At 50.2% G+C, this 19108-nt stretch carries 12 protein-coding genes; 11 read left to right on the forward strand and 1 reads right to left on the reverse strand.

The annotated features are described in order from the left end of the window. Nucleotides 1-538: 538 nt before the first annotated feature. From IQ268_RS15050 to IQ268_RS15060, 3 genes are all read left to right on the forward strand, one after another. The gene (locus IQ268_RS15050; protein WP_228035390.1) at nt 539-3136 is read left to right on the forward strand and encodes a methyl-accepting chemotaxis protein; all 2598 of its coding nucleotides are present in this window, start codon (nt 539-541) and stop codon (nt 3134-3136) included. 169 nt (nt 3137-3305) lie between these two features. Continuing rightward, nucleotides 3306-6719 carry a response regulator gene (locus IQ268_RS15055; RefSeq protein WP_193880406.1) on the forward strand — a complete coding sequence of 1138 codons (3414 nt, stop codon included), beginning with the start codon at nt 3306-3308 and terminating at the stop codon, nt 6717-6719. An 8-nt stretch (nt 6720-6727) separates the two neighbouring features. Further along, a complete protein-coding gene (locus IQ268_RS15060) occupies nt 6728-7291 on the forward strand; it encodes a chemotaxis protein CheW (RefSeq protein ID WP_193880409.1) in 564 nt (187 codons plus the stop codon). A 46-nt stretch (nt 7292-7337) separates the two neighbouring features. Here IQ268_RS15060 and IQ268_RS15065 read toward each other — a convergent pair whose 3' ends face one another. Further along, the gene (locus IQ268_RS15065; RefSeq protein ID WP_193880411.1) at nt 7338-9092 is read right to left on the reverse strand and encodes a lipase family protein; all 1755 of its coding nucleotides are present in this window, start codon (nt 9090-9092) and stop codon (nt 7338-7340) included. 229 nt (nt 9093-9321) lie between these two features. Here IQ268_RS15065 and IQ268_RS15070 point away from each other — a divergent pair, with 229 nt between their 5' ends. From IQ268_RS15070 to IQ268_RS15105, 8 genes are all read left to right on the forward strand, one after another. Further along, complete coding sequence (locus IQ268_RS15070; RefSeq protein ID WP_193880414.1) at nt 9322-10293, forward strand: D-glycerate dehydrogenase; 972 nt, start codon at nt 9322-9324, stop codon at nt 10291-10293. Between the two features lie 716 nt (nt 10294-11009). Continuing rightward, a complete protein-coding gene (gene pntA, locus IQ268_RS15075; RefSeq protein WP_193880417.1) occupies nt 11010-12665 on the forward strand; it encodes a Re/Si-specific NAD(P)(+) transhydrogenase subunit alpha in 1656 nt (551 codons plus the stop codon). A 44-nt stretch (nt 12666-12709) separates the two neighbouring features. Beyond that, the gene (locus IQ268_RS15080; RefSeq protein ID WP_193880420.1) at nt 12710-14152 is read left to right on the forward strand and encodes an NAD(P)(+) transhydrogenase (Re/Si-specific) subunit beta; all 1443 of its coding nucleotides are present in this window, start codon (nt 12710-12712) and stop codon (nt 14150-14152) included. 161 nt (nt 14153-14313) lie between these two features. Then, nucleotides 14314-15089, forward strand: a protein-coding gene (locus tag IQ268_RS15085; protein WP_370584667.1) for an IS5 family transposase whose coding sequence is annotated in 2 segments (ribosomal slippage) — nt 14314-14623 and nt 14623-15089 — 777 coding nt in all. Because the reading frame shifts where the segments join, the coding sequence is not laid out codon by codon here. A gap of 54 nt (nt 15090-15143) precedes the next feature. Beyond that, the gene (locus IQ268_RS15090; RefSeq protein ID WP_193880426.1) at nt 15144-15470 is read left to right on the forward strand and encodes a hypothetical protein; all 327 of its coding nucleotides are present in this window, start codon (nt 15144-15146) and stop codon (nt 15468-15470) included. A 174-nt stretch (nt 15471-15644) separates the two neighbouring features. Beyond that, nucleotides 15645-16046 (forward strand): pentapeptide repeat-containing protein, encoded by a 402-nt coding sequence (locus tag IQ268_RS15095; protein WP_193880429.1) that lies wholly within the window; start codon nt 15645-15647, stop codon nt 16044-16046. A gap of 6 nt (nt 16047-16052) precedes the next feature. Continuing rightward, complete coding sequence (locus IQ268_RS15100; protein ID WP_193880432.1) at nt 16053-17162, forward strand: tRNA (guanine-N1)-methyltransferase; 1110 nt, start codon at nt 16053-16055, stop codon at nt 17160-17162. Nucleotides 17163-17590: 428 nt separating this feature from the next. Next, nucleotides 17591-19012, forward strand: coding sequence for a bluetail domain-containing putative surface protein (locus IQ268_RS15105; RefSeq protein WP_193880435.1), 1422 nt, complete (start codon nt 17591-17593; stop codon nt 19010-19012). Nucleotides 19013-19108: the final 96 nt, after the last annotated feature.

The raw sequence follows: 19108 nt of genomic DNA on the forward strand, positions 1-19108 counted from the left end.
CGGTTGCTTGGCAAATCGGACATTGGCATTGATGCACTGGTTGTTCAGACACGGCTCTGGTAATTCTATGCTCAAAGTTAAGCAATATTTTACCTAGAAAGTGTGAAGTTATTTCTTAACGACCCCTTACCTGCACTACAAATCAACTAGTCTTTTTTGCCGAGGGGTTCACTACCGTACGATCTTGTATTGGGTGCTGTGGAGGCGTGGAGCAACGCATGATAGCCCCAAAGCCAAATAATGCTGACAGCAGCCTCTTTGGATGGCTGAGAAGCTTGATGCGCCATGATATAGACGCTGAATGGCCTTTAGTACCATTTTTCCTGGGGCGTGTTTTAAATCCCGGAAGTCCCAACTCTATAGACTTTTGAACGATTCAAAGTCCCCCAGGACTGGGGGATTTAGGGGGCAAAAAGCACAATGTAACCGAGCAATCAGGAGCTTTAAAACACGTCCTAAGTCAATTTGTCTACAAGATTTGATTGCGTTACGTGTTGAGTCAACAACTAATTATCACTATCCCTGTGAGGCAAGTACAATGACAACTCAAAAAGGCACCTCTTCTCGCATTAAACCCTCTAATCACGTTCTGTCGGAAGCGGTTAACAATGGGTTTAAGCCACACCAGAGTGAGGCTCAAAGTACGATTCAAGCTCCCTTGGCTCCGCTCACCAACCCTTCTGAAGGGCAGGACTTTCAGGCTGATGTATCTCGAACAGCGGTGTCCCGAACCAACGTTTGGCCCAGCCCAATCTGGCACTTTTGGCGAAAAGGAACGTTAAGAGGCAAAGCCACCATACTAATGGTGATGCTGGGAACATTACCCGTATTGGTAGTGGGCGGAATCGCTACCTACATTGCAACCACTCGATTGACTCAAGAAACCACCGAAGAACGGCAGCGGCTCGCCAATGAAATTGGAGCGCACATGGAAGAGTTTGTGACCGATCGCCTCCATGATGTTGAAGCGATCGCGGCTAATCCAATGGTCATTGATCCAGACGTTCGTAAGACGGTACCGCCGGAAAATATTCTTCAGTATTTAGAGAGTTACATCGAACGAGATCCAACTTATTCGGTTATTACAGTGGCTCAAGCCGATGGTGGGTATGTCTATCTCAACAACGACCCTAACTTGCCATTCCTGACTCGAATTGCTGAGGTTCCGCCTGAAGCATATGACCCAACCTACAAGCTCTTTGCGGTTAGAAATGTTCCTTACTACCTTGGCGTCCGAGATACAGGTCGTCCGACGCTGTCAGTTCGAGCCTCATCCGTAACGGCCAGAACGGGTATTTTTGTAGCGGTTCCAACCTTCACGGATGCCACTCGTCGGCAGTTTGCCAACATGGTATACAGCCGAACCTACGCAGAAGATGTGTCTCAAGTCATTAGCCGCCAGCTTCTGTCTGAACTTGCAGGTACGGATGAGGAAGGCAGCTCCATTAAATTTAGTGTGATGAATCACCCGCCGCTGTACTTTGAGAAAACACCGGACGGGAAAGAACAGGAGATTCTCTCCAGCCGCATTCAAACCGAGGATGGTACCGTCAAGATCGACGGTCAGGAGTTTCAACCGGGTGGAGCCATTTTTACGAAACAGAATCAGGTCTTTGTCTCGGATGATAACCAGGGCGCTGGGGTGGAGATGCAAAGCATTTTCCCCAAATATGCTGAACTGAGTAAGAGTGGGGTTGCAGCCACAACGACCGATGTTTCTCTGGCTGATGGCCAGAAGTATTTGCTAACCTATGCTCCTGTTTCCCAGGTGGAAGGCTTGTCCTACGATTGGGGCGTATTGCTTTACGAACCCACCGCAACCGCGTTTGCACCTCAACGCACCCTGGTTCTTACCCTCCTGAGCGGTACGCTGATCACTGCCGTATTGGTTGCGATCGTAGCGGCCTACCTTTCTAATCGCGCTACTCAACCGATCCTTGAAGCCACGCAAGCCATTAACCAACTGGGGCAAGGTGACTTAGATGCCCGTCTTGCTATCCAGGGAGAAGATGAAATCGCCCAGTTGGGATGGAACATCAACACAATGGCAGACCAGCTTCAGCATCTCATTGCCCAACAGGAAGAAGCAACCCTGCAACAAACCGACCTGGCAGACCAGCAGCGGCAGGAGAAAGAGGCATTGCAGCAAGAACTGGCTCAGTTGCTTGAAGCCATTGCCGATGCTTCTAGTGGTGATTTAACGGTTCGAGCAGAATTAACGGCTGGCGAAATCGGCATTATTGGGGATGTATTCAACTCCATCATTGAAAATCTACGGAAAATTGTGGTTCAGGTGAAGACAGCCACCAACCAGGTAAACGCGTCGGTTGGCGACAACGAAAGTGCGATTCGACAACTGGCTGATGAAGCGCTGGCTCAGGTGGATGAAATTACCAGCACTCTTAACTCAGTTGAGCAGATGTCTCAATCCATTCAAGCAGTCGCCAACAGCGCTCGGGAAGCGGCAGAGGTGGCGAGGGCTGCCTCTACGACTGCTCAAGATGGCGGTGTGGCGATCGAACAAACTGTTGCCAGCATTTTAACTCTGCGCTCAACCGTGGCAGAAACCGCCCGCAAAGTGAAGCAGTTAGGGGAATCCTCGCAGCAAATTTCCCAGGTGGTTTCGTTGATTAACGAGATTGCCATTAAGACCAACATGCTAGCGGTCAACGCCAGCATTGAAGCCGCTCATGCGGGTGAGGAAGGTCAAGGCTTTGCAGTGGTTGCCCGTGAGGTGGGTGAACTGGCCGAAAAGTCGGCTGCCGCCACCAAAGAGATTGAGCAGATCGTTAAGAATATCCAGACAGGGACACGCGAGGTTGTCGAAGCAATGGAAGCGGGAACCATGCAGGTGGTTGAAGGAACCCAGTTGGTTCAAGAAACGCGGAAGAGCCTGGAGCGGATTGTAGAGGTTTCCGTCAAGATGGATCAATTGCTGCACTCCATTTCTGAAGCAACGGTGTCTCAGGCTGAAACCTCGCAAACGGTTGCCAATTTAATGAAGCAGATTACTCGGTCGTCGGAGCAAACCTCAGATTCCTCTCGACATGTTGCAGGATCACTGCGACAAACGGTAGACATTGCCCAAGAGTTGCAAACAGCGGTGGGTCAATTCAAGGTTGGCACAGAAGATTAGGGAGTTGCATGGCACAATCACCCTTTCTGGCTCCATTCAGGAGTGTTGTGCGATCGCAATGGCATGAGTTGACGGCTTAACGCTCCTCATCGCGTCGTTGAACGATCGTGACAGCAGCCTTCTCATTTGTTTGGCATTTGCTAACCTATCCTGCCCAGATGAATGCATTATGTCCTACGACAAAGAACGCGAAAATTGGCTCAATTTTTTAGACGAAATTGACGAGTATCTCAACACCATCGAATCCGTTTTGTTGGAGCTAAATTCTGCGAGTGGAAGCACTCAGCAGATGGACGCTGCCCTGCGAGCCGCTCACACCATTAAAGGAGGCGGTTCTATGCTCGGCTGTCCCCTCCTGAGTGAACTGGCTCATCGGCTAGAGGATTTTTTAAAGATTATCCGGGTTCGCAAAGACACAATTGAGATCACTACGCACTTAAAAACGCTGCTGCTACAAGGGCTGGACTGCTTGCGTCACGTCAACTCGCTGCATCGCTTTGGCGAGCAGGTTAATCCATCGTGGTTGACTCATTATGCTAATCCTATCTTTGAGCAACTACGAACCCAGTTAGGTGAAGTACAGGCGAGTGATGACATCATTCTGCTCAATGAATCGGTAGGAGCCGGAACGGCAACTCTAATGTTTGAGAGTGCTGTGGAGGGGCTGTTAGAACGATTAGAGCGAGTACTGGCGCATCCTCTGCTTCCCTGTCTGCGAGAAGAACTAGAGTTGATTGCAGAGGAGTTTGCAGAGTTGGGGCATATGCTGCAAATCAATAACTTTACGCGTCTCAGCCAGTCTATTTACGAGCAGCTTGCCCTGGCTCCCTCTGAGCAGGTGGAGGCGATCGCCCGTGTGGCATTAGCAGCATGGCAACGATCGCTAGCATTAGTCATGATCAACCAGCAGGAGAAACTCCCGACTCAAATTGATTGGTTCAGTCCCGTAGAACAAACGACCGCCACCGTACCAGTAGACCATGCCGTCTTTCCACTAACAGAGGCACCCTCTGAGGAGCTTTACAATTTAGGGGGAGCGATATTAGAAGACAGCAGTGAGCAGATTGTCTCTGAATTTAAGCATGTCTTAGAGTCCGAACCGACCCAGGTTGCGTTTGAAGCGCTAACGGATGAGGGTGCTGATGAGGATTTAGAAGACAGTACGGTAACTGATTCTGTTCTGTTTGCAGCGGTACTGCCTGAAGAACTCATTAGCGTTACCACAATTAGCTTAGAGCCTGACTTGGGCGATCGCGTTGCGCCCGGTTCGCTGCCAGCAGTAGACTTCAATGACCTCATAGACATTGATTCATCCGACTACCAGGAGATAGTCGAAAACGCCGAAGCTGAGCAGATTCAAGCCTCGTCGTCCTCATCCTCCCCTGTGCTTCATGATACCATTGCTGACTCAGTGACCATTGCTGACTCAGTGACCATTGCTGATTCAGTGACCAGTATCCATGTAGAAGACCCAACCGAACCTCACGCCACAGAAGTCGCTTCATCGAGTTCTCCAATTACGCTTTCTCTGTCGCCTCCAGCTCAAACGTCTCTGGAGACGGCTCTTGATGTTCCAACAGAACAATTCAATACCTCGGCATCGGCTCATCAAGATGCCCACGAACATACGGTGCGGGTGCCAGTTCAACTATTGGTGCAGTTGAGCGATCTGTTTGGAGAGTTAATTATTCAACGCAACACCCTAAACTCACGGTTGGGGCAACTCGACCACTCAATCAACTTTTTCCTGCAACGGATGCAGACGTTGGAGAAAACCAATGTTCAACTACAAGCGTTCTGCAATCAGACTGCCACTCCTGATTCGGCTCTATCTCTGGCTGGTGGAGCAGGTTCCCTCGCTGGGATCGGTACAATGCCCCTGCACCCCCAACCGACGGCGGGCGTTCACTACTCGTACGAATTTGATGCCCTGGAAATGGAGCGCTACAGTGGGCTGCAAGTGCTGACTCAGGAACAAAAAGAGACTATCATTCAACTGCAAGAAATTGCAGGGGATGTGAACCTGAGCCTGAGAGGAATTGAGCAAGCTGGCAGCGATCTCAATCGCCTTGCTAAAGAGTTACAGACTAATGTAACTCGTGCCCGTATGCGTCCACTGTCGGATATTATCGATCGCTTCCCCAGAACGGTGCGAGATCTATGCTTGCAACACGGAAAGGCCGTTGATCTCAAGGTTCATGGTAGTTCTACTTTGATCGATCGCTTTATCCTGGAGGCGTTGAGAGATCCTCTCATGCATCTTCTGCGGAATGCCTTTGACCACGGTATTGAAGATTCAGCTACTCGTCAAGTGGCGGGTAAGTCACCCCAGGGCACCATTGAAATTCGAGCGGCCTATCGAGGCAACCAAACTCTAATTTCAATCAGTGATGATGGAGCGGGAATTAACTTTGATAGAATTCGCCACATTGCCCGCCAAATGGGGTTAAAGGAAGAGCAACTCAATTTTTCTAGCGATCAAGAACTGCTGCAACTGATCTTCGAGCCTGGATTTAGTACGGCAAATCAAGTGACCAATCTTTCCGGCAGAGGGATTGGCATGGATGTTGTTCGTACTAATATCGAACGGGTTCGAGGCAGCATTCAGGTTGATACTCAACCCGGCATTGGCACTACCTTTACCATCAGCATTCCGTTTACACTCTCCATCATCCAGGTGCTTTTAGTTGAAATTGCAGGAATGCGAATTGCCTTTCCTACCGAAAGCATTGAAGAAATGGCGAGTTTCAAGTCCATGCAGATCTTTTCCTTTCCGGGTCAGGAGATGATCAGTTGGGAAGGGCTAACGGTACCGTTAATTCGCCTGAATGAATGGTTAGAATTTCGCTGCCTCCGTAAAGGAATCGATACAAAAACAACACCAACTACAAGCGAACCCGCCGTAGTGTTTGTTCGTCACGGGAAGCGCATCAAAGGAATTTATATCGATCGCTTCTGGAGAGAGCAAGAAGCCGTCATCCGTCAGGTGGAAAACACAATGGGTCTACCTCCCGGTTTTACGGGCTGTACTATTTTAGAAGATGGTCAGGTTGTACCATTAGCCGATGCGTTAAAGCTACTGGATTGGATTACTGATAAGGGTTCTACTGCCAGAACGACAGAACCATTGCGAAATTTGCTCCAGGCCAATTCAGATCGCGATCGCACCGTTGGATTCAGTTCATCTCACCCTCAAACCCATCGCATTCTGGTAGTTGATGACTCCGTTAACATGCGCCGAATATTGACGATCGCCCTGGAAAAAGAAGGATATCAGGTTGAGGAGGCTAAAGATGGTCAGGTGGCAGTCGATACGTTACTCAATGGCTTATCGATACAGGCCATCATCTGCGACATAGAAATGCCTCGGCTCGATGGATATGGTGTCCTCACAGAAGTCCGAGCTGATGCGCGGTTTAAAGACTTGCCCATTATCATGCTGACATCCCGCAGCAGTGAGAAACATCGCAAGCTCGCTATGCGCCTGGGAGCCAGTGCCTATGTCACTAAACCTTATCAAGAACAAGATCTGCTTAACATCCTGGAACAGTTTCTTCAAACCCAATCTCTAACACGTTCGTAATAGATCCTATGTCTATTCTCTCTTCTGTCAGAAATCAACGAGCCGGAAACCGTAGAGCCGAAAAACGGTCACAGGTGGTCGTCTTTCAGATGCAACAAGAGTGGTTTGCCTTACCCATTCTTGCCGTTAAGAAAGTGGTTCCAATGAATAATACCTATGGCAACTTGCACGATGTTGGTATTAGCCTGACCGTTTATCAAGGAAAAGAACTGCTGGTTTTGGATGTAGAAAGTCTAATTTTTGGCACCCTGAGGAACTCATCCACTGCGCCACAATTACCTGCCGCTGCCACACCACCAGGAGAGCAAGCGCAAGAGTATACAGCCACAACCCAATACATGCTGATTGCTTGCAGCACACAAGGCAGTTTGGCCGGATTACCGCTTAAATCTCCCCCGGTGGTTCGCAATGTCCCGGAGTCTGCTTTTGCACCCATTCCCGCCAGCTACAGTTCCAGGTTGAATATTCAATATGTGGGCACACTGATTGTTCAAGATGATGCAAAAGAACCGCTGCTATTTCTCCTCAATCCAGATCAACTGATTCACTCTTTACCCTTACTGCCGGGTTGACTGGCAAATCGGTTTCCCTCATCCCCCAACCCTTTCTCCCCTGTAGTTAGTCATCGTCCTCCAGTTCATTGTCTAATGTTTGTTTTTCTTGCTCGATCTTGACAGCATTTTCAAGATTGCTGATGTAAAACTCCATCCGATGGTCATTCACCAGATCCAGACCCGGCTCAAACGAGGCACGCAGAAGCCCGATCGCAAAATCAAGCAACCGAACGACCGGGTCGGTGTGTTTAATGAATGTACCACGAGCATTGAAATACAACATTTGTCCCATGTGAGTGTAAAGACGAGTTGGGTTCCAGGGTAAGTAGGGCGGTGGCACGTGGGGAACCACATCATTATTATTAACGAAGCGAAACACCTTGCCCTTAAGCAACTGACCAATTTCACGCACAAAAATTAGATCGCCTACTCTGGGTTGCCCAAACGTGTAAAGTCCTTGAACATTGAACCCTCGTTTGACCAATGAAGCCGCCGCAACCGTGGCTAGCGCTCCACCCAGACTGTGCCCTGTGATTAACAACGGTAAGGGCGACGGCTGATCTAAATTCCACTGCCTGAGGCGCTTAATGACTCTATCTTCAACTCCTTCCCAGGCTGATTGAAACCCACGATGAACTTGCCCTCTGGGAGGAGTCCAATCTTCATTTAACGGTTCCATTGTGGTGGCTTTTACAGCCACTTTTCTCAATCGGGTACGGAAATTGGTCTGCCAATCCTTAGTTTCCTGGCTGCCCCGGAATGCCACCACTACAACGTGTGGGGTCTTAAATACACAAACCTGGGTATCACGCTCTTGACAATCAAAATAGCGCAAACTTCCCCGTTCAACCTGCCATCGTTGGTAGGAAATTTCCTCAATGTAGCTCTTATTTTGATACACCAGATAAGCCGCTTTAGCCAAGCTCAGCGCATTTTGCAGCATCTCCAGCTCATTCATTTCTGCCTCGGGCGCTATCTTCAACGTTGAAAAATCGGTTTCTTTGTAGGGAGTCGGCAAAATCCGATAGCCAAAGCTTTCAAATAACCGAATGACTCCAGAGAATCCGTAGGCATGAATGTAGGTATAAAGCTGATCGTAAAACTTGGACGCGTCCTGACGTTTATATTGGCGATCGGCAATCAGGCGAATCCAATAAATCATCCAGGGGCGCATTTCATTGGCTGTGAACATGCCAGATTCAACAAAGTAGCCAAAGTGCTCAAGTCCATTGAGCATCTTGTTAAACCAGTCGCGCAGTTCGGTTTCAATTTGATACTGTTTTAACGCAGCTTGATAGTGTTTTGCGATCTCATCATCTGAACCATTGGTTTTTGTCTTCTGCTCAATCTCTACTTTTTTCTTCTCAATCTGTTCTTGATAGATCTTTCGCTGAGCGTGCGTAGCCAGCGCTCTACAAAGTAACTCGTTGTTGACGCGAAAGGTGATGAGTTCCCCTGCGTGCTGAATTTCATGGTCGCGGTATTCTTCAAAGTCTAATATTTTAAGCGCTTTCCAAATATCGGCATCCTGTTCAAACTCTTTGACTGTTTTACGCAGAAACTCAATGCGGTACCATTTCTCGTTCTGGTTGTAACGATACACTCCCACGCTGATGGCGATCGCACCCGTCAACAGCCCGATCGCCAATAGCCATTGAGCCATCAACTCCATTAGCCTACTGTCGCTGGGTTCACTGAGCGTTGCCAGGTTGGGCGCTTCTGGAGACAAAGCGGGTGAGCCAGATGATTGAGCCAGAGAAACATGACCTGTTAAAGACAGCGAAGCCCACAACACGGTAGCGAGGAACTTCAGACCCATACCCACTTCCTTCCGTTAAAAATGGTTTCTAGATGCTATCAGAGAAGGGTGGGATGGAGTGAATTCAGACTGCAATTCAGCAACGCAATAGTCACTGATCCTGCTTGAATGCAAGTTTCTTGCCGCTGAACGACGGTTCAGAAGTCCTCAACGTGGGGACTGGGGCGAATACAGCCCACTGGCTACGGTTCACATCCTCTACCTACAATCTTTTACGCCTATTTACGTTATGTCTCAATTCAACGTTTTTATCACTCGTCAGCTCCCTGCTGACCTGAACCCATTACAACAAATCGCAACGGTCGAGGTTTGGCCAGAACGGCAACCTCCACCCTACGATCTGCTACTTGAGAAAACCAAATCGATCGACGGCTTGCTGTGTTTGCTCACCGATCGCGTCGATCGACACCTGATCGATACCGGAACATCGTTGAAGGTCATCAGCCAACTAGCAGTGGGCTACGACAACATTGACATTGCAGCGGCAACGGCCAGAACTATTCCCGTTGGGCATACGCCCGATGTATTAACCAACGCAACGGCAGATTTTGCCTGGGCGCTGCTGATGGCAGCCGCACGGCGAGTGGTTGAGGGCGATCGCCTGACGCGAGCGGGGCAATGGCAAACCTGGGAACCCGATGTGCTGCTGGGGGCAACCATCACAGGTGCGACCCTGGGAATTGTTGGGCTGGGGCGCATCGGTCAGGCTGTAGCTCGACGCGCCCAGGGGTTTGAAATGCAGATTTTGTATACGGGCCACCGCAACCTGGAACTGGAGCGATCGCTCCGCGTTCAGTTCGTCCCGTTTGAGCAACTGCTGCACGAATCAGACTTTGTAACCATTCATGCTCCTTTAACAGCCGAAACCCACCACCTGTTTGGCGATCGCGCCTTTGCCCAAATGAAGCGATCGGCGATTCTGGTCAACACGGCGCGAGGTGCCATTGTTGACCCAGATGCACTGCATCGAGCGCTAACCCAGGGTGACATCGCGGCAGCGGCGTTAGATGTGACAGAGCCAGAACCTATTCCCACCGCCAGCCCCCTGCTGACATTAGAGAACCTGATTGTTACGCCTCATATTGGTAGCGCTAGTCGCCAGACCCGAGAAAAGATGGCGCAGATGGCGATCGCCAACCTGATGGCGGGGTTAGGGGGCGATCGCTTGCCGCATTGTGTGAACCCTGAGGTTTACCAGTAGAAAAAGACGTGCATCAGGAACAACATTCTTGCGTTTTGCATACTGTTAGCTTGAAAGCACGCATTGGGCACTTATTGTAGAAGAAGAACTACCTGGACTAATCGTTTTCAATTGTTACAATCCTGAGTCATTTCTTTGCCACGCTCAAGATTGTTAGTAGGGATGTCGTTTATCACGATAACGGCTGACTGATGACTGTCTCTATTTACCGTCTCTGTTATCTGGAGAGCTATGGAACGCTAGAGATTAGAGGATGGTTTAAAGCTGCGGAGCCTCGCTCGAAGCCTCTAATGTCAGGCTGCGACCTGAGCGCTCAGCCAAACGGGGAATTTAACCTCTTTATGGTTCAAATTCTCTCCCATCCTGGGAGGTTCAGGAGGCAAATGCATCCCATTTGCTACCGTTCAACCATCTAACGTGACTCACGCAACCCAGCTTCATTTAAATGTAGAGGACGTTTGGTAAGCATCGCTTTAATCTCCACGAGAACGGAAGCGGCTCAACAACCAGTCAGCCTCCTGTCAGGGTGTGCATTGGGCAGCTAACCTCTGAAGCAGACCGGAATTTGTGTCCGTCGCTTGCTTGCCGCAGGGTATACCACGCTCCTATCAACACTTCGATCGGGGATCGGGCTACATGTAGACATCTCAAACATCCTCTCAAGAGCAGCCGTTGCAATTCACCCGTTGCAACGTTTTATTCATGAAGGAGATGATATGACATTAGATATTGCCAAAGACCGGGTAACGGATCAGCCTGCGGCGCGTGAAACCAAAACATCTAAAACGGTTGGTATTCCCAAAGAAGTGTACCCTGGCGAATGTCGAGTGGCTGTAACGCCTGATACGGCTAAAGTATTACAGAACCTTGGCTTTGATGTTGTGATCGAAGCAGGAGCAGGTGAAGCAGCCCACTTTTCAGATGATGCCTATCGGCAGGCTGGATGTCAGGTGGTTGACGGTGCAACGGTATGGCGATCGGCAGATATTATCCTTAAAGTTCGTCCGCCAGATCTGCACCCGACGTTCCAGCAGCACGAAGTTGAGTTACTGCCAGAAGGTAGCACCCTGATTAGCTTCATTTATCCAGCCCAAAATCCAGACCTGCTAAAACAGTTAGCCGATCGCAAAGCCACGGTTCTGGCAATGGATACGATTCCGCGCATCACTCGCGCACAAACGATGGATGCCCTGAGTTCAATGGCGAATCTGGCAGGCTATCGGGCGGTGGTTGAGGCCGCTAATCACTTTGGCCGCTTCTTTACCGGACAAATTACCGCTGCCGGAAAAGTGCCGCCTGCTAAGGTTCTCGTCATTGGAGCAGGCGTAGCAGGGCTGGCCGCGATCGCCACCGCTAAAGGACTGGGGGCGATCGTTCGCGCCTTTGATACTCGTCCCGTGGTGAAAGAACAGGTTGAGAGCCTTGGAGCCGAATTTCTTGAACTGCATGTCGCTGAGGATGGCACTGGTTCAGGCGGGTATGCCAAAGAAATGAGCGACGCTTACATCACCGCAGAAATGGAACTGTTTGCCGCGCAAGCAAAAGACGTAGATATTATCATTACCACCGCATTAATTCCCGGCAAGAAATCTCCGGTGTTAATTACACAAGACATGGTGGAGAGTATGAAACAAGGCTCTGTCATTGTGGATTTAGCGGCAGAACAGGGCGGCAACTGCGCCATGACCAAACCAGGGGACGTTTACCGCTACCATGACATCACTATCGTTGGTTTGACCGATCTACCCAGCCGCATGGCACAACAAGCCAGCCAACTGTACGGCACCAACCTCTGTCATCTGCTGCGGGAAATGGGTGGGGGGCATGAGTACGCTATTCATCTTGATGACGATGTGATTCAGGGGGCGCTGGTGCTTCACAACGGCGCGATCGTCTGGCCGCCAGTGAAGAAGGTTGGCGGAACGGCAGGCGATCGACCCGATGTAGCCGCAAAAAAGCCGGCACCAGAGAGCGATCGCCCTCAACTTAGCCCACCGCTGGCCCCAACGAAGCCATCCGCTCAACCCATCCGCGACTTCATCTGGCTACCCCTGGCAGGCTTGGCGCTCCTCGGCATTGGCATTGGGGCACCCGCATCCTTTTTGTCTCACTTCACGGTCTTTGTTCTAGCTTGCTTCATTGGCTGGCAGGTTATCTGGAATGTAAAACCCGCACTGCATACTCCGTTAATGAGTGTGACCAATGCTATCAGCGGCATTATTATCATCGGCGGTATGCTACAAATCGCGGGCGGGTTGGATTCTCCAACTACTATTTTGGGGGCGATCGCTATCTTCATCGGCGCAATCAACATTGCTGGCGGCTTCTGGGTCACGCAACGGATGCTCAGAATGTTTCAGAAGGACGGATAAGAAGCGGGTCGAGACTATCAGGGAAATAGAGGAGAGAGAAACCCATGTCAAATATGTTATCAGTGGCCTACATTGCAGCAAGTGCCTTGTTTATTCTAAGCCTGGGTGGATTATCCGATCAGGAAACGGCTCGAAAAGGCAACGCCTATGGCATCATCGGGATGCTCATTGCTCTGGTGGCAACGGCATTCTCAGCCAGCGGGACACGATACGACATTTTAGGAACCGTGGTCATACCGGGGGCAATCATTGGGGCGATCGTGGCCTCCCGGGTCGCCATGACATCCATGCCAGAACTGGTCGCCATTCTGCATAGTTTTGTCGGTGCGGCAGCGGTGCTGGTGGGACTTGCCAATTATTTGCAACCGGATCGATCGCTGATTGGGGTTGAGGCTACCATTCATCAGGTAGAAATCTTTGTCGGTGTGTTCATTGGTGCGATCACCTTTACGGGTTCAGTGATTGCCTTTGGCAAACTGCGCGGCTTAATTAGCAGTAAACCGTTGCTGCTTCCGGCTCGTCATCTGCTGAATTTGAGTATCCTTGCTCTCTCGGTGTGGATGGGCTTTCTGTTTATGGGCGTTGAAGCACCCAATGGACTACAACCGCTGTTGATTATGACCGCGATCGCCTCTCTATTGGGCATCCATTTAGTAATGGCGATCGGCGGGGCAGATATGCCCGTGGTGATCTCGATGCTCAACAGTTACTCAGGCTGGGCAGCAGCAGCAGCAGGCTTTATGCTATCCAACGATTTGCTGATTATCACCGGAGCCCTGGTGGGCAGTAGCGGCGCTATCCTCAGCTACATTATGTGTCGTGCCATGAACCGCTCATTCATCAGCGTCATTTTGGGTGGGTTTGGTACAACGGCAGCCGCTAGCCAGAGTAACCTGTCTGCGACTGGGGCTGTAACCACAACGACGGTTGCAGACGTGGTTCAGGTGATAAATTCGGCTAAACGGGTGATCATTGTTCCTGGTTATGGCATGGCAGTGGCACAGGCACAGCATGGAGTATCGGCCTTAATGAAGCACCTGCGCGATCGCGGTGTTCAGGTTCGGTTTGGCATTCATCCAGTCGCGGGACGGATGCCGGGACACATGAACGTGTTGCTGGCTGAGGCAAAGGTGCCCTACGATCTTGTACTGGAATTGGATGAAATCAATTCAGACTTTGCCACCACGGATCTGGTGCTGGTGATTGGAGCCAATGATACGGTCAATCCGAGTGCGTTGGAAGATCCCAATAGTGCGATCGCTGGCATGCCCGTACTGGAAGTGTGGAACGCTAAAACGGTCGTGGTGCTGAAGCGAAGCCTGGCGAGCGGCTATGCAGGTGTTGAAAATCCACTGTTTTATAAACAGAATACCCGCCTGTTATTTGGAGATGCGAAGCAGAATGTGGATGCGATCGCCGCTCAATTGTCCCAGAACCGTGAGGTAAACCAGGGTAGCCTACAGGCCGTTCCTGAAGTGGTGGTCTAAGAGCGCATTTCTAAAAAAAGTTGAAGTGAGATGCAAGTGAACGCTAGAGCGACCAGGATAGAACAGTGGTTACTCTGGAGTTGGAAACAATGGTGCTCTGAGCCAAAACTCGTCCGTTCTACCGAGCCAAAGAACGAGTTGCTAAGCGCTATAGCAGCGATTTGACAGACCAAGAATGGGAAGTCATTCGTCCCCTGTTGCCTCCTCCACGTCAAGGTCGAGGACGTAAATGGGAAGTTGATGAACGAGAGATCCTCAATGGCATCTTCTATCAACTACGTAACGGGTGTATCTGGAGTGACCTCCCTACAGATCTTCTAGCTTGGCAGACGGTATACAAGTATTTCCGGCGTTGGCAACGCAAGGGGGTGTGGCAGCAGATTCATGACCAATTGCGGCAATCAGTGCGGGTTTCAGTGGGGAAGAATCCTCATGCCAGTGCGGGTAGCATTGATAGTCAAAGCGTCAAAACGACGGAAAAAAGGGGGAAGTCTACGGCTTCGACGGTGGCAAACTAATCAAAGGACGAAAACGCTTTATTTTGGTAGATACGCTCGGACTGCTGATCTCGGTGTTGATGATCAATGCCAATTGCTCGGAACAAAAAGGAGGTGTGTTTGTGGTTCATAAAATGGCTCCAGCAGACTCAGGGTCACTGCAATTGATTTGGGTCGATCAGGGTTATCAAGGCGAGAACTTTGCGCGGGTTGTGGGGCAGTTATGTGGGGCAACAGTAGAGGTTGTTAAGCGCTCTGAGGCAGGATTTGTGATCTTGCCCAAGCGGTGGATTGTGGAGCGTACTTTCGGTTGGCTTAGTCAGAATCGACGGTTGAGCAAAGATTATGAACTCCTACCAGAGATGAGCGAGGCGATGATTCAAGGCGCGATGATTCGCTTAATGCTGCAACGTTTAGGTGGACAGCAGGAAGTGATTTAATCGTTTATTTATAAATACGCTCTCAACCTGCTGAAGTGGACAGAACTTTTAGCGGTGATGCTGGCATTAGAAAATCAGAAGCATACTACACGAATTATAAAGTTGGCATTAGCGATGAGTTTATATTTAACCTCCAGGTTAATAAAATCCGCCAAGCTAAATTCCAGTTTAGAAATAATTCAATTAGTAGAACAGAGCTGCTTATCGGTTTCAACTCAACATTGGTTATGTGGTGAGGCTGGTATTGAGCTTGAAATACCCAAGCTATTTCGCTTAGCACTTCAGAATGAAGATGAAAACCTCAGGAAGTCTGCCGCCGTTACTCTAACAAAATTTCCTAGTGAAGTGCGTTCACCTGAATTGAATGACCAAACGTTCTAGCTCATCGTTGTGCTTATCTCAACAACCAGTTGTAACCTATTTTCCTCTCAAGGAGGTGACACGCACCCGATCTAAAGTTCATCAAATCAGCGACATTCGACCTAAGAGGCGATCGCAAATAGCCACAATTTGGGAAACTTAACATTAAACAGAAATTCTCATCGGAGGCAGAGTATGTCACTTCGTGTTCTAGCAGCCGCTTTGCTTTTGGCTGTTTTTTGTTTTGTTTCTCCCGCTCAGGCCGCAACCCCTGATCACCTGACCCAACTCCTCGAACAACGACACTGCATCAACTGCGACTTGCAAGGTGCCGACCTCAAAAACCAGGATTTGCGTGGGGTTAACCTCACTCGCGCCAATCTAGCAGATGCCGACTTGTCTGGTGCCAACATGATGGCTGTGATCCTCAAAGATGCCAACTTGAAAGGAGCCAAGCTCGATCGCGCTAATCTAATGGTGGTTGACTTCACAGGTGCCGACCTGGCAGGCGCTACAATGAGCGGCACGAGCCTAAGCTCGTCTAGAATTTGCCACACCACATCGCCCAACGGCAAAATACATGATCGAGACTGCTAACACCCCATGACTATCAATGCCACTGAGCAGGTAGAAGGTAAAGCCACATTTAAGGTGGGTAATGCTTTCTTCCGCACCACTAGCCAGGTGGCACGAGATCTGGGGGTTTTAGCCGCCGCAACCCATCAAGCTAAAACGAATCGTCTGCGAGTGTTAGATGTAATGGCGGGTTGCGGTGTACGATCGCTGCGCTATTGGTTAGAGGCTCAGGCAGACTGGGTCTGGACAAACGAAGGCAATCCAGATATTAGTCCCACCCTGCAACACAACCTGGCGCGCGCGATCGCTACAGGACATGGACAGTTAACTCACTTAGACGCCAATCGCGTTTTCTTTGACTGCTACAACCGCAGCGACTATTACGATCTGGTTGATGTCGATTGTTTTGGCTCAGCCGCACCTTACCTCAGCACCAGTTTGTGGGCGATCGCCCTGGGTGGCTTGCTTTACCTCACCAGCACCGATGGACGTACCGCAACCGGACACTTGCCCAACGGTAGCCTTCAAGTATATTCCGCCTATGCTCGATCGCACCCCGCCGCCCACGAACAGGGGTTGCGGTTGTTAATTGGCAGCGTGCAGCAGCAAGCCGCAAGCCGGGGATTTGGGGTCGAACCTGTATTCTCCTTATTCCTGGGACAGTCCTACCGCGTTATGCTGCGTCTGGTGGCAACACCAGCATTAACCGCTCAAAACTACGGCTTTCTGGGTTACTGTCACCACTGTGGTAATTATCAAACCATCGACTGGCGAAAACTGGGCCGAGCTATCTGTCTGCATGACCAAAAGCCGCTGACACTGAGTGGCCCAATGTGGTTAGGTTCGTTGCACCATCCACGTCAACTCCAGCAGTATGTTGAACTGGCAGCAATTTGGGGTTGGCCAGATCGAATCTCATTACTCAACCTGATGAAGGCAGAGGCAGCAATGCCGCCGTATTTCTATCAACTTGGAGAGGTTGGGCGACGCGGCAAACTGGATATTCCAAAGCGATCGCAGCTCATCCAGACGCTACAGGATATGGGATATCGTGCCAGCGCTACTCACATCACGGCTCAGGCCATTAAAACAGATGCTGACATTCGTACCTGTATTTTGGCAGCCCGCCAATGTTAATGAACCGGGCAGGAAGTTCACCAAGAGTTCACGATTAACCCCCTGATTCGGGTAGCTACATCCGTAAAGTCACTTAGTACTCAGTACAATCGCACTTTACTGTCTACTGAGGTGCAGGCATATGGCTCTATTCAGACCACTAGGACACTTACCAACATCGATCCGTACAGCACATTCACCCTCGCTGATATCGACTGTGGCAAGAGGCACAGTCCTAAGAAGTGTTTCGCTTCCAGGCCAGATGAACCTGCGGCTCATTAGCTGACTTTAGACCATCGTTCTCGCACGCGCCCTATCAGTTATCTCCTGTATTGGTCATTATTTATGCCCAAAGCCTAGCGGCCTGAGAATCACAGCACTGTTCTTTGCCAGTACCTCACTAGCAAGAGAGTGCTGAGATTTATCGTCAACCTTTGGTGAATTACACAATGGCTTCTTCTATCACGAACGACGGCATCATTACGCTCACCGACAATAAGCGCAATCAAGCCTCTTTTACCCTCTTCAACACCTCTCTCTCTTCAGCGGAAGGAATTTCAGTTTCGTTTGATTTTTACGCCTATGGCGGAACTGGAGCAGATGGATTTAGCTTCTTTTTGGTGGATGGCAGCCAGACTCCTACCCAACCCGGCGGTTTTGGAGGGGCTTTGGGCTATGCTCCCAAAGCTATCACTGGCAATCCTGGATTGGCAGGAGGCTATTTAGGAATTGGTTTTGACGAACATGGAAACTTCTCCAATCCCGATGATGGACGGGTAGGTGGCCCAGGGTTTAAACCCGACGCGATCGCAGCCCGAGGCAGTCAGGCCACCAACTATACCTATCTCGCTGGAACCAACACCCTTTCACCTGGGTTAGATAACCCCGACCCAAACGCCAATCGTGAAAACTCACGGAAGCGAGCGCAAATTGACCTGTCGCCCACAGGTCAGCTCAAAGTCCAGGTTGACCTGAACAACGATGGAGACTTTAATGACCCTGGCGAACAAGCGCTTGATTTCAACATTCGCAGTGTCAATACCAAAACTGGAGTGGTTGATAACGGTGCCTTACCCACGACGCTAAAGTTTGGCTTTGCGGGGGCATCTGGCGAAAAAACCAACTTTCATGAAGTAGGCAACATCCAGATTAGAACGGCCAACAGCACGCCAATTTCAACAACAGGCGGCATGATTGTCGGCAATCCGGCCAATCTCGACCTGGTTGTGTTTGGGACTGAGGCCGATGACGTTTTGTCCGGCGGCAACGGCAATGACACCATCCACGGGTTAGCTGGCAAAGATACCTTGATGGGTGAAGCCGGTGACGACACCCTGATTGGCTACGGTGGCCGAGACACCCTCTTGGGGAGTGGCGGTGCCGACATGCTGATTGGGGGTAAGGGTGGAGATACGCTAACAGGTGGTGCAGGTGCCGATCGCTTCGTCTACACGGCATCAACCAAACGAGGGGCGTTAAGCCAGTCGTTGCTGGCGGCCAACAAGCGCGATCAAATCACTGACTTTAACGCTAGACAAGGCGACAGAATTCAGCTTGACTTCGACAACAACCTGGCTACTGCCAACCGTCCTAGAAACCTGTTTAATGCAGGCGTGCAAAACGTCAAAACGCTTCAGCAGGCCGTTCAAGCCTCCTATGCCGATAAGGATCAGCGCCAAAGCGGTCAGCAAGCATTGAAGGCCAATGAAGCCGTATTCTTCAAATTTAAGGGTCGTACTTATCTATCCGTTAACGATCAACAGGTCGGGTTTGCAGCAAATCAAGACATGGTCATTGATGTCACGGGCATCAAGTTTGCCCCTGGCAATGCCAACGCGGGTGTCTTAACAGTAACCAACTATTTCGTCTAACGGTTCTTTCATTTAAAGAAAGAGGGCATGAGACACTCATGCCCTCTTTGCCTTTTAAATGAGTCGTAGCCCGATCGCATCAACGCTACACCATCC

This window comes from Oculatella sp. LEGE 06141 (genome assembly GCF_015207605.1).
GTDB lineage: Bacteria > Cyanobacteriota > Cyanobacteriia > Elainellales > Elainellaceae > Oculatella.